Annotated in this window: 8 protein-coding genes; 4 read left to right on the top strand and 4 right to left on the bottom strand. The window is 68.7% G+C overall.

The window, feature by feature from the left end:
- Window positions 1–1,198: 1,198 nt before the first annotated feature.
- From JF597_RS05520 to JF597_RS05535, 4 genes are all read right to left on the bottom strand, one after another.
- The gene (locus JF597_RS05520) at window positions 1,199–1,876 is read right to left on the bottom strand and encodes a response regulator transcription factor (RefSeq protein WP_293989933.1); all 678 of its coding nucleotides are present in this window, start codon (window positions 1,874–1,876) and stop codon (window positions 1,199–1,201) included.
- Between the two features lie 13 nt (window positions 1,877–1,889).
- Window positions 1,890–3,074 carry a sensor histidine kinase gene (locus JF597_RS05525; protein WP_293989935.1) on the bottom strand — a complete coding sequence of 395 codons (1,185 nt, stop codon included), beginning with the start codon at window positions 3,072–3,074 and terminating at the stop codon, window positions 1,890–1,892.
- Between the two features lie 93 nt (window positions 3,075–3,167).
- Window positions 3,168–5,366, bottom strand: coding sequence for an MMPL family transporter (locus JF597_RS05530; protein ID WP_293989937.1), 2,199 nt, complete (start codon window positions 5,364–5,366; stop codon window positions 3,168–3,170).
- 1,021 nt (window positions 5,367–6,387) lie between these two features.
- Window positions 6,388–7,407, bottom strand: a complete 1,020-nt coding sequence (locus JF597_RS05535; RefSeq protein WP_293989939.1) for a LacI family DNA-binding transcriptional regulator — start codon at window positions 7,405–7,407, stop codon at window positions 6,388–6,390.
- Window positions 7,408–7,555: 148 nt separating this feature from the next.
- Between JF597_RS05535 and JF597_RS05540 the strand changes: the two genes are divergently transcribed.
- From JF597_RS05540 to JF597_RS05555, 4 genes are all read left to right on the top strand, one after another.
- Entirely contained in the window at window positions 7,556–8,866 is a 1,311-nt protein-coding gene (locus tag JF597_RS05540) for a family 1 glycosylhydrolase (RefSeq protein WP_293989941.1), read from the top strand.
- A gap of 180 nt (window positions 8,867–9,046) precedes the next feature.
- Window positions 9,047–10,507 carry an MFS transporter gene (locus tag JF597_RS05545; protein ID WP_293989943.1) on the top strand — a complete coding sequence of 487 codons (1,461 nt, stop codon included), beginning with the start codon at window positions 9,047–9,049 and terminating at the stop codon, window positions 10,505–10,507.
- Between the two features lie 85 nt (window positions 10,508–10,592).
- On the top strand, window positions 10,593–13,043 hold the full coding sequence (locus JF597_RS05550) for a glycoside hydrolase family 2 TIM barrel-domain containing protein (RefSeq protein WP_293989945.1): 2,451 nt from the start codon (window positions 10,593–10,595) through the stop codon (window positions 13,041–13,043).
- A 61-nt stretch (window positions 13,044–13,104) separates the two neighbouring features.
- A partial coding sequence (locus tag JF597_RS05555) for a beta-galactosidase (protein ID WP_293989947.1) occupies window positions 13,105–13,355 on the top strand: 251 nt, incomplete at its 3' end.

Consider the following 13,355-nt stretch of genomic DNA (forward strand, 5'->3'; position numbering starts at 1 on the left):
GCCGCCCCTCCAGGACGCCGCCCCCCACGCCACCTCCGCCGCCGTCCCCGGGGCCGGACACTTCCTCCTCCACGAAGCACCCGACCGCGTCCTGGCCGAGATCAACGCCTTCTACTCCAACCCCACCCCCTGACCAAAAAGCACCACACGACCACACGACCACACGACGTCCAAACCGTCCGATGCCAGAACTCGCGCGGTCCCTGAACGGCGGCCTCGAAAGCCGGCACACCGAGGCCAACGTAAACGGGGCCTGACGACGTCTCAGCCGGATCACACCTGCCGGCATCCGCGTACGAGTGGATCCGCACCCCGGTCGGGGAACACGTCGCGGTGCAGCCCGCGAACGGTGGGACGGGCATGGCGACCGCGCTCGTCGGCGGCGCACGATCCTGCCGGTCCGGCACGGTGGGCTGTCCCGTCCCTCTCCCGGGCAGGGTGCCCGCCCTGCGGTTGTATGGGCATCGACCCTGACGACCGTGTCGGTCACCTCGACCGATTCCACCAACACGCCCTCCACCGAGGAGAACAGCAGCTCATCCAGCTGCGGTCGCACTGTGTTCACGGCGAAGGACTGTCGACCACACCACCATCCAGCCCAGCGATTTTCGGGCGAACTCAACCACCATCACGCGAAGGCCAACAGTCACCCTGCGTACGCGACCACACGAAGTGGACCAGAGCCCCTACTCACCGACATAGCCAGGCCGACCACCGGAAGAAGACAAACACCTCTGTCCGCAGTTCCGTGAACAGCGCACTGGTCAGTGGGTAGTCTCTCGCCCTGTCAGTGGGTTCGAATCTTGACGGATCACGGCATTGAGTTCCCGGTCTTCCGACTTCATGTTGTGCCGGCGGTTCTCGCCCTTGCGAGTCCGTCGTGACAGCGCGATGTCTGGCTGCGGTCGGAGGAGTTCGAGGACCTGGACTACGTGGTCACCGTGCTGTTCCACGACTTCTGCAACGCAGACGACCCCGCACCGTGGCTGGGCAAGAGCCTGCGGACCGAGGAGGAAGTCGCGCTCATGAAGGAGCGGGGTCTACGCGACCGCGCAGGAAGAGGTAGGTCGCGGTGAAGGCAGACGCGGCGCTCGCTGCAGCACAATGAGGCGGCCGTAACGGCCAAGGACGGGCACATGTCCCGCAATCTGTCGGCGCTCGGAGCAGGCCCACCCGTGCCGAGGGCGGACGGCCCGCCTCAGTCTTGCGGTTCTCCGGCGCGGACCAGGCCGGTCTCGTACGCGATGACGACGAGTTGGGCGCGGTCGCGTGCACCCAGTTTGGCCATGGCCCGGTTGGCGTGGGTCTTGACGGTGACCGGGGTGACGAAGAGGCGTTCGGCGATGTCGTCGTTGGACTGGCCGGTGGCCACCAGGGCCATCACCTCGCGTTCCCGGGGAGTCAGCGTGGCCAGCCTGCGGGGGTCGACGAGGTCGCTGGGGGAGGGCTGGGCGAGGACGCGGGCGATGAGGCCCTTGGTGGCTGTGGGGGAGAGCAACGCCTCGTCGGCTGCGACAAGGCGGATGGCATCGAGAAGCTGAGCCGGCTCGACTCCCTTGCCCAGGAAGCCGCTCGCGCCGGCCCGGAGCGCCTCGATGACGAACTCGTCCTCCTCGAAGGTGGTCAGGACGAGGACCTTGACTCCGGCCATGTCCTCGTCCTGACCGATCAGCCGGGTGGCCTCGATACCGTCGACCTCCGGCATCCGGATGTCCATCACCACCACGTCGGCGCGCTCGGACCGGGCCAGCTGCGCCGCTTCCCGGCCGTTGGAGGCCTCCGCGACGACCTCCATGTCCTGCTGCGCGTCGATGAGCAGCCGGAAAGTGCCGCGGAGCAAAGCCTGGTCGTCGGCGAGCAGGACTCGAATGGTCATGTGCGGCTTTTCCTCACGCGTGTGTCAGACGGTTGTGGGGTGAGATCGGCAGTTCGGCGACGACTTGGAAGCCGCCCTCGGGGCGCGGGCCGGCAGAGACGGTACCGCCCACGGCGGCGGCCCGCTCGTGCATACCGATCAGCCCATGGCCGGTGCCCGCCCCTTTGGGCACGCCCGGACGTCCGTCGTCCGTCACGGTGACCCGAAGGCCGTGCGCACCGTAGTCCACTATCACGGCGGCCCGGGTCGCGGACGCGTGTTTGTGGGTGTTGGTGAGGGCTTCCTGGACGATGCGGTAGGCCGTGAGCTCGGTGGAGGGTGCCACCGACGAGGGGGTGCCGGTACGGTTCACCCTCACGTCCAGCCCGCTCGCACGGAATCCGTCGGCGAGGTTCTCGAGATCGTCCAGGCGGGGAACGGGGGCCCGGGATCCGGGTGTGTCGTCGGGCTGTCGCAACAGCCCCACTGTGGCGCGCAGTTCGTCCAAGGCGGCGCGGCTGTTGTCTTTGATGTGGGCCAGCGCCTGGTACGCCTGCTCGGGGTTTGCGCGCATGAGGTGGTGGGCCACTCCTGCCTGGGCGTTGACCAGGGTGATGTGGTGGGCGACGATATCGTGCAGATCGCGCGCGATGCGTACGCGTTCCTCGGTGACCCGACGCCGGGCCTCCTCCTCCCGGGTGTGTTCGGCGCGCTCCGCGCGCGCCCTGGCCGCCGCGAGGTTGTCGCGGCGGTTACGGACGGTGCGGCCCAGCACGGTGGCGCCGAGCGCGAAGTCGAACCGCACCAGGCCGGCTCCCCCCACCACGGACTGCGCGTGGGTGGCGGAGTAGACACCGGCGATCGCCACGGCCGCGACGAAGCCGACGATCCACGCGGTGCGCCGGTCGCCGAGCAGGGCGAGCGTGTAGAGGGCGACAAGGCACGCGGCCGGGGTCGGGGAGTTGTGCGTGACGGTCATGAGTGTGAGGTCGCCGGCCAACGTGAAAAGGGCGACCTGCAGCGGCCAGCGGCTCCGGACGACCAGGGGGACGCAGGACAGGGCCGACCACACCACTTCGTCCCAATGGGGCTCGTGCCATGCGGAGTTGCCGACCGCGGTCGTCGCCATAGCGATCACGATCAGCGGCACCGCCGGGAGCGCGTCCCTGACCCGGTCATGACGGGCCAGCCACTGCCGCCACACCATTCTCATCTCCATTCTCTGACTGTAAGCAGCGCGGGCCGGCGGGACGCCGGATTGCCCTGATCGGCCGGCCCACGCTGGGGCTGTTGTCAGGTGGTGCTGTCGACCTCAGTCGGCCGTGTAGGCGCTCTGCGGCTCCCGCACCAGCGGCTGCTGCGGGTGTACCGGGTCGTCCAGGGGGCCTTCCACGGACACGTTGGGCAGGGCCTTGTCCAGTCGGCGGGGCAGCCACCAGTTGGCGCGGCCGCACAGGTGCATGAGGGCGGGGACGACGACCATGCGGATCAGGAGGGCGTCGACGGCGACGGCCACCGCGAGGCTGACTCCGAATTCGGAGATCACCCGCATGCCGCCGAAGACGAAGGAGCCGAAGACGCAGACCATGATGGTGGCCGCGACGGCGATGACCTTGCCCGTCTCCGCCTGGCCGACACGGACCGCGCGGCGGCTGTCGCCGGTGTGGGCCCACTCCTCGCGCATCCGGCTGACCAGGAAGACCTGGTAGTCCATGGACAGGCCGAACATGATGCCGACGACCAGGATCGGCACGAACGCCTCGATCGGTCCGGCGGAGCCGAGCCCGAGCAGTCCGGCGCCGAAGCCGTACTGGAAGACGACGACGACCGCGCCGAAGGCCACCCCGATGCTGAGGATGTTCAGTACGGCCCCCACGGCGGGGATGAGCAGGCTGCGGAAGGCAACGGTCAGCAGCATGAAGCCGAGCGCGGCGATCACCAGGACGAACAGCGGGAGCTTGCCCTTCAGGACCGACGCGAAGTCGTCGTTGCTCGCGGTGACACCGCCGACGTAGACCTTCATTGACGTGCCCTGTTCGGCCGGCGGTATCACCTTGTCCCGCAGGTGGTGGATCAGGTCGGAGGTGGCCGCCGACTGCGGAGAGGTCGCCGGGACGACAGAGATGACACCGACCGTCTGTCCCTCCTTCATGGGAGCCGCAGCGGCACTGGCGACGCCGTCGACCTGTTCGAGAGCGGTCACCAGCTTCGCCTCGGCCGCCTTGTCGGCCGCGGTGGGGGCCTGGACGGCGAGGACGAGCGGGCCGTTGAAGCCCGGGCCGAAACCGTCGGCGATCATGTCGTAGGCTTGGCGGTTCGTCGAGGTCGTGGGCAGATTGCCGTCGTCGGCCGCGCCCAGGCGCAGCGACAGCGTGGGCAGGGCGAGCGCCGCCAGCACGGCCAGGGCGACCACACCCAGCACCTTGGGCCGGGCCTGGACCTGTTCCGCCCACCGGGCCCACAGGCCGGCCCGGCCCGCAGGCCGACTCCTCGCCTCTCCGGTCAGTTCCCCGCGCTCCTTGCGGCTGAGGACCCGGGGGCCGAGCATGCCGAGCAGCGCGGGCAGCAGGGTGATGGCGGCCAGGACGGTCAGGACGACGGTGAGGGCCGCGCCGAGGGCCATGCCGTTGATGATGCCGACGTTCAGGGTGAGCATGCCGAGCAGGGCGATGACGACGGTCAGACCGGCGAAGACGACGGCGCGGCCGGAGGTGTTGAGGGACTTGGCGACCGACTCGGTGACAGCCATGCCGGCCATGAGGTTGGCGCGGTGCCGGTTGACGATGAACAGGGCATAGTCGATGCCTACGCCCAGGCCGATCAGCGATCCGAGGGTCAGCGTGGTGCTGGACAGTGTGATGACGTGACTGAGCAGGAGGACCGCGACCGCCGAGGTGCCCACGCCGACGATGGCGGTGATGATGGGCAGCGCCGCCACCCACACCGCGCGGAACACGAACAGCAGCACGACGAAGGCGAGGATGATGCCCATCGCGTCGGCGACAGGGTTCGCCTCGGGGTTGACCGTGAACGCCTGCCCGTTGAGCGCGATGTGCAGGCTTCCCGTCTCCGGGGCGGTGGCGAGTTCCTTCACGTGGTCGATCTGGGCGTCCGCCACATCCCGGTCGAAGGCGACCGTGGCGTAGGCCGTCTCGCCGCCCTTGCTGACCTGTGCCCTGCCCTCGGGCGTGTAAGGGCTGCTCACCGCGGCGACGCCGGGAGCGTCGGCGATGTGCTCCAGTGCGCCGGTCATCGCCTTCCTGACCGCGGTTTCGGAGACCGTGCCGCCCTTCAGCTGCCAGACGACCCGGCCGCTCTTCCCGGCCGCGCTGTTCGAGGCCTGCTGGAGCAGGGCGGTGGCCTTGGCCGAGTCGGTGTCCTGCGAGGTCGGGCTGTCGCCGAAGGCGTTACCGGCCGCGCCGACTCCTGCGCCCAGGGCGAGCAACAGGCCCACCCAGGCCAGGACGACGGCGAGCCGGTGCCGGTGGCACCAGCGGGCAAGAGCAGACATCGACGAGCCTTTCCAGGAAATGCAGTGAGTGGGACCGCTGATCGCGGTCCACACTCACGCTCGCATTTCTCCGGTCTCTCGTCGTTGGCCGTACGCAGACACTTGCGTCTACTGCGATCGCAGCAGACGGGGCACACCGAAGCAGATGGTCGGCGGCGAGGAACGCCGTCGATGTCCGAAATACCCGGGGGTCCGGCGCTTAGGCTTCAGCGGTCCGCAAGGCCGGTTTGGCAGCACTACCCAGGGTCCACCGCGGGTTGGAGCCGCCGTTACAGTTCCCCAGGACCACCTGCGGCACCGAGCCGCGAGCCAAGCGGCAGCGAACCGCCTTCCGCCAGAGGCCGGGCCCGTCGTACAACAAGGAGGAGGCCCGGAAGATCGCCGAGGCGGTGATGTGGAACGAGGTGGTCACGATCTCAGCGCGCAGTTCTGTCCTTCCGGGGCCGGCGCCCACCCACTGCATCTCGCCCTGGTCTTCAACCTGTCCCACACCACTGCGAGCAACTACGCGGCCAGCGCCCAGAACCTGCTCGACGACCAGCTCGGGCGGTCAGTTGCACTCGATCGGTCTCACCGCTGCGGTGGGACCGGCCGGCCGAGAATTGCGGCAGGGCGATCGATGGCCGGAGCGGTCTTCTCGACGGATTGCGGCTCGGCGAATCGTCCCGTTCGGGACTGGGTGGAGAGCTGGGCCTGAGCGAAAGCCAGGCTCTGTTCGGCAAGCTCTTCGGGCAGCAGGGAGAGGCCGATGCGTCGCCCGAACTTCCTCCGGACCCTCAAGGTGCAAGGTGTCCACGCACATGCGGCATGCCCGAGGTCATGCGCGGGCTGATCTCGAACCGCGTCGTGTCCCCGCCGGCCTTGGCGCTGACGGTCTGTGCTGCCCTGGTGCCCGCGCACCGCTTCGTGCAGGTCGAAGCAGACGGCAGTCAGAGGCGGGGTGGGGATGCCGTCCGGCGGTGCCCGTACGCACCCCTGCGTCGAGTCCGGCGCGGGGACACAGGGGCGTTGGAGTATTCGCTCAGGTGGACGAGCGCTGTATGACCTGCGGGTTGATCCAGGCGGGGGTAATACGGGGTTCGCTTCCCGCAAGGCTGGCCAGGATCGCTTCCGTCCGTCGGCGGACCACCTCGTGGAGGTCGAAGCAAATGGTGGTCAGGGGTGGGATGTTCAGTCGCGCGGTGGGAATGTCGTCGGCTCCGATGACGGCGAGGTCGGCGGGAGCGGTGAGGTGATGTTCGTGCATGCCTGCCAGTACGGCGATCGCCGTTTCGTCGTTGAACGCGCAGATGCCGGTGACGGAGCGTGCTGCCCATTGGCCCACCGCTGCGGCCGCGCTGGCGCTGTCCAGGCTCGTGCTCAGCGCGACGGGCGGTTCTACGCCGGCGGCCAGGCAGGCTTCAGTGGCGCCGTGCAGCCGCTCCTGGGCCATCGGGAGCATGCCGGGATGCTCGGGAAGGGCGTAACCGAGGCGCTGGTGCCCGCGGTCGATCAGGTGCTCAGCCTGCATGCGGCCGATCGGGCCCATCGCGGACGGAAGCCTGGCATCGCTGGCGGGAAGCACGACTTCGGCGCCGGCCCGGCGGAGGGCCTGGGTGGTGTCCTGGTCGAAGGAATCGAATCCGATCACGATCGAGGCGCCGACCGCCGCACAGATGTCCGGCAGAGGCCGCCCATGTGCTCCGGTGATGTGGGTGACGAGCGTCAGGCCGTGCTCTGCCAGTTCGCCGGCGAGTTGCTCGACGAAGCGGCTGATGCCCGAACCGATGGGCAGGTCGGGGATTGACAGCAGGGCGATGTCGCTCCGGCCGGCGGCGAGGGTGCGCGCGGAGGCATGGGGTCGGTAGTCCAGGTTCCTGGCGGCTTCGAGGACACGGCGCCTGGTCTCTTCGGAGATCGACTGGTCGGCTCTGCTGTTGAGTACGTAGCTCACGGTGGCCTGGGAGACGCCGGCGACGCGCGCGACATCAGTGCTGGTGGGGCGTTTGGCGGGTCGCGTCATGGCCTTCTCGTCGGGGTGGCTTGCCGGGGCGGTCGTCATCTTCTCCCATCGTAGGGCGGCCGGCTGTTGCGCATCAGTGGACCCCGCCCGTCGGCCGCCGTCCGCCCCGACAGGTTCTCCGACTGTTACAGGTGCATGTCTTGCCGCGCGTGCAGCTCCATGCCTAGGGTGCCGTTGCGCAGTGCTTATGCGCATAAGTGCAAGGGAGCAACCTGTGGTCTTTCCTGATGGTTTCCTTTGGGGTTCGGCGACCGCCGCTCACCAGGTGGAGGGGAACAACGTCGCCAGTGACTTCTGGGCACTGGAGCACGCTGCTGTCTCCCGCTTCGCGGAGCCGAGCGGCGACGCCTGCGACCACTACCGGCTCTACCGGCAAGATCTCGCCCTGCTGCGTGACCTCGGCTTCACCAGCTACCGCTTCTCCATCGAGTGGGCCAGGGTTGAGCCCGAGGACGGTGCGTTCTCCCGGGCGGCGATCGCCCACTACCGAGATGTGCTGGAGGCGTGCCGGGAGTTCGGGATCACCCCGATGGTGACGTTGCATCACTTCACCAGCCCGCGCTGGCTGATGAAGCTGGGCGGCTGGGAGTACGAGGGCACCCCGGAGCGCTTCGCGGCCTACTGCAGGCTTGTCATGAGCGAACTCGGCCCACTGATCCCGTACGTGGCCACGATCAACGAGGCCAATATCGCCTCGCTGACACGCCGGATGATCGAGGACGTGACGGGTGTGAAGCCCGGGCGGGTGTCGGTGGAGCAAGCACCGGTCGGCGTGGGGACACTGCGGACCGAGGGGGCCGGCGACTGGCGCACAGCGGGTGCGGACGCGCTCGGTACCACCCCCGAGAACCTGAACCTGTTCCTGTTCACCTGGAGCGACAGGGGCCTGGCTGTGGTCAAGCGCGCTCATGTGGAGGCGCGTCGCGTCATCAAGGAGGTCAGCCCCTCCACCCAAGTGGGCCTCACGCTGGCGCTGCAGGACATGCAGTCCGAGGCGGGCGGGGAGAAGGCCGCCGCCGAGCGGTGGGCCGAGGTCTTCGACGACTACCTGTCGGCAATGGACGGCGACGACTTCCTCGGCGTGCAGAACTACAGCCGGGTGCTGGTCGACGCGGACGGCGCCGCGTTCCATCCCGAAGGTGCCGAGCTGACCCAGATGGGATACGAGTTCTACCCACAGGCGCTGGAGAACGTCCTGCGGCGAGCTGCCGCTGCCGGCCTGCCGATGATCGTCACCGAGAACGGGATCGGTACGGACGACGACAACCGGCGGACGCATTTCATCCGTCTCGCCCTGGACGGCGTGGAACGCTGCCTGGCCGACGGCGTCGACGTACGCGGCTACTACTACTGGTCGGCGCTGGACAACTTCGAATGGATGCTCGGCTACCGGCCGACGTTCGGCCTCATCGCCGTCGACCGCTCCACCCAGCAGCGTCACGTCAAGGACAGCGCCCGGTATCTGGGAGCCATCGCCCGGCGCAATGCGCTGAGCTGAGGTAAGCCCCCGAGCTGTCCCCGCTCTCTCCGTCCTCAGCTGAGACCCGCCTGCGGTTGCCGTGGGCCCAGCCGATCGGATCGTCGGCCTCGTCGGCCGGCGGAGCCCGTCTGGACGTCGAAGGACGCGACGAGCGCTCCAACGAAGTGCGAACCCCCTTCCCTCTGTGAGAGGTCCCCTATGTCGCTGACGACGGCGTCATCCCAGCAAGAATCCGAGACGAGCAGATTCGGCGCACGGTACGCCCTGATCCTGGTCGCTCTGCTCTGGGCAGTGCAGCTCTCGCCGATCGTGGGTCTGCTGGTCGGCAACAGCCAGTCAGAGATCGCGATCCACTTCCACACCACGCGGATCGCGTGGTTCTCCCAGACCTCCTCGCTGGTCGGCATCTTCCTGCTCCCGTTCGTGGTCAAGGCCGCCGGGATCTACGGCAAGAAGCGCGTGATGCTGGTCGCCATCGCGCTGGGCCTGGTCGGTGACCTGATCGCCGCCACCGCCACGAGCTACTCCACGCTTCTGGTCGGGCGCGGCTTGGCCGGCATCTACGGCCCGATCGCGGCTCTCGGCTACGCGATGGCCCGCGATGTCTTCCCTCGTCGTATGGTCGGCCAGGCCAGCGGTTTCCTGGGAGGCGGCATCGGCCTCGTCGCGCTCGGTGGCCCGTTCCTGTCGGGTTGGGTCATCGATTCCTGGGGCTTCCGCGGGGCGCTGTGGTTCATGGCGATCGCCACAGCCCTGAGCCTGGTGCTCGTCCTGGTCTTCGTCCCGGAAAGCCCGGTCCGCGAGGAGCACGCCCGGATGGACTGGATCGGTGGCCTGCTGCTGGGCGGCGGCCTCGCCGCCGCGATCTACGGGATCGGCGAAGGCTCGCAGTGGGGTTGGACCAGCGGCAAGACCCTCGGCTTCATCGGTGGCGGGCTTGTCGCGGTGATCGCCTTCGCGTTCGTGGAGCGACGCGTGGCCAATCCGCTGTTCCCACTCGCGCTGCTGAAACGACGCCAGGTCTGGACGGTCCTGTTGGCCACCTCGGTCATCGCAGGTGCGATCTACTCCGTGGGTACGGTCGCCCAGTTGCTGGCGCTCATGCCGAAGATCCCCACGATCTCCGACGGCCTGGGCTGGTCGGTGACGCACAACGCCCTGATCAATGCGCCGGCGAGCGTCCTGATCGTGGTGATGGCGGTCGTGACCGGGGCCCTCGCCCGCCGGATCGACGCCCGGATCCTGCTGGGGATCGGTGCGGTCCTCACCACCACGGGGTACGGCTTCGCTTCCCACTTCCACCACACCGCACCCCAACTGATGATCACGGGCATCGTGGCCGCCATCGGGATGGGAATGATCGTCTCCGCCACCCCGATCATGATCATCGAGGCGGTGGCGCCTGCGGAACAGGCCCTGGCCAACGGGGCACAGAACCTGACGGCGGGCGTCGCCCAGGTGGTCTTCACGCAGCTCGCCTTCACGGTGCTCGCCCGCGGCGGCACGGTCATGAAGGGGACGCAGTTCTACCGCGACTCCGGCTTCACCCACGGCTACTGGCTGATCTGCGGCGTCTGCCTGGTGGGGGCCGCGCTCGCTCTGCTGGTCCCGAGGGCCAAGCGGATCGACGAGGTCGACGCGGGTCAGGCAGCGGCCTGACCCGAAGTCCCCGGGCCGGCTCCGGTGCCTCGAAGCCGGCCCGGCCGCACCATTCGCCCGACGATTGTCGAACAAAGAGGATCCCGTGCTCCGCTCCGCATTCAACGACAACTGGCAGGCCCGCCCCAAGGTGAACCCGTTCGTCGAACTGTCCGGGGTATCCGCCCCGTTCCAGCCGGTGACCGTGCCGCACGACGCGATGATCGGGCAGGAACGGGTCGTCCCGGTCGAGTCGACCGGAGCCGAGGGTGGCGCGGGCGCCTACTTCCCCGGAGGGACCTTCGAGTACCGCAAGACGTTTCACGTCCCCGAGGAACTCCTGGGCAGACGGATCCTGTTCGAGTTCGAGGGCGTCTACCGCGACGCCACGGTGCACATCAACGGCGACTACGCCGGGCAACGCCCGTACGGCTACTCCCAGTTCCACATCGATGCCGACCGGTTCCTGCGCTTCGGCGAGGACAACGAGATCCGCGTGGTGGCCCGCAGCCACCACGACTCCCGCTGGTACACCGGTGCGGGAATCTACCGCGACACCTGGATGCTGGTGGGCCCCCTGGCCCGCATCGCCCCCGAGGGCGTCCAGGTGACCACCCCCGAGATCGAGGCGGAGCTGGCGGTGGCGGAGGTCACCACCCGGGTCGAGAACGACTCGATCGCCATCCGGACGCTCGACCTGGTCACCGAGGTCCGCGACGCGGACGGGACTGTGGTGGCCACCGACGCCACCAGGATCACCGTGCTACCGGGCGAACCCGCGACGGCGCGTCAGCGCCTCTACGTACCCGACCCTTCACTGTGGAGCCCGGACGCGCCTGACCTGTACACCGCCGTGGTGACCCTCAAGGACGCAGACGGCCAGGTGGACGCCGAGTCCGTCACCTTCGGCATCCGCTCGCTGCGGCTGGACCCCCGCCGAGGGCTGAGGATCAACGGTGAGAGCGTGAAACTGCGCGGGGCGTGCATCCACCACGACAACGGCCCCCTCGGTGCGGCGACCTTCGCTCGCGCGGAGGAGCGCCGGGTACGCCTCCTCAAGGACGCGGGATTCAACGCCATCCGGATGTCCCACCACCCGGCGAGCAAGGCAATGCTGGACTCCTGCGACCGCCTGGGCATGCTGGTCGTGGACGAGGCCTTCGACATGTGGACCTCGGCCAAGAGCGACTTCGACTACAGCCTGAACTTCCCCGAATGGTGGGAGCGCGACATCGAGGCCATGGTCGCCAAGGACGTCAATCACCCCAGCGTGATCATGTACTCCATTGGCAACGAGATCCCCGAGACCGGATCTCCCGTCGGCGCCGCACAAGGACGCGCACTCGCCGAGAAGGTCCGCTCTCTCGACAGCACCCGCTACGTGACCAACGGAATCAACGGGATGCTGGCCGTCATGTCCGACCTGGCCGCCATGCGGCAACAGGCAGGACAGCGGGTCGATGAGGGCGAGGGCATCAACACCCTGATGGCCGACCCGGGAGCGGCGATGAACGCGATCAGCTCCTCCGAGCTGGTCACCCAGCGCACGGCCGAGTCATTCGGCGTCCTGGACGTGGCCGGCATGAACTACGCCGAGAGCCGCTACGCGCTTGACCGGGAACTGTTCCCGAACCGGGTCATCGTCGGTACCGAGACGTTCCCCACCCGCATCGACGGCAACTGGAAGCTGGTCAAGGAGCACGCCCACGTCATCGGCGACTTCACCTGGACCGGCTGGGACTATCTGGGCGAGGTCGGCATCGGCCGTCCGCAGTACCTCACCCCCGAGACCCCGCGCCCTGCCTTCATGGCGCCCTATCCGTACCTGGTGGCGGGCTGCGGCGACATCGACATCACCGGGCACCGCCGCCCCGCGTCCTACTACCGCGAGATCGTCTTCGGCCTGCGCGACCAGCCCTACCTGGCCGTTCTGCAACCGCAGCACCACGGAGAGACGCTCGCGGCCACCCCGTGGGCCTGGAGCGACACCGTCGCCAGCTGGACCTGGCCCGGCTTCGAGGACGCGCCGGTCACCGTCGAGGTCTACAGCGACGCCGACGAAGTCGAACTCCTGGTCAACGGCCGCTCCCTGGGCCGGCAGCCGGTGGGTGAGGGGCACCGCTTCCGCACCGCCTTCGAGACCGCCTACCAGCCGGGCGAACTGGAAGCCATCGCCTACCGCGGCGGCGAACCCGTCGGCCGCATCTCGTTGCGATCCGCCACCGGTCCGGTCCACTTGCGCGCCGAGGCCGACCGGCCGACGGCCACCGCGCACGGCGGCGACCTCGTCTACGTCACCCTCGCCCTGACCGACGCGGACGGCACCCTCCATGCTGCCGCCGACCGAATGGTGAACCTCGACGTCACCGGCGCCGGCACCCTGCTGGCGTTCGGCAGCGCGGATCCCTGCACCGAAGAGCGCTTCGACGCCAAGGAGCGCCGCACCTACCAGGGGCGCGCGATCGCCGTCATACGCCCCACCGGCGTCGGCGAGATCCGGATCACGGCTACGGCGCCGGGCTGCGACGTGGCCCAGACCACTGTCACAGCCACCTGAGCGAGCACCCCATGGCCGACCCCGATGCCCCGATCCGAGTCCACCGACTGAGAGAAAGACCATGACTGCAGCCATCCCCGGACAGCCCACCCGAGTGCGACTGGAAGGGCGGGAACTGCTCATCGACGGTGCTCCCTTCGTTCTCCTCGGCGCCGAAGTACACAACTCCAGCTCCAGTACCCCGCAAGCCATCAGCACGGCCTTCGACAAGGTCAGCGCTCTGGGCGCGAACACGGTCCTCGCGCCCGTGGCCTGGGACCTGTGGGAGCCGTCGGAGGGAACCTTCGACACCGCCCTGCTCGACAGCATGAT

The sequence above is a fragment of the Streptomyces sp. genome, from assembly GCF_019510245.1.
Taxonomy (GTDB): Bacteria; Actinomycetota; Actinomycetes; order Streptomycetales; family Streptomycetaceae; genus Streptomyces.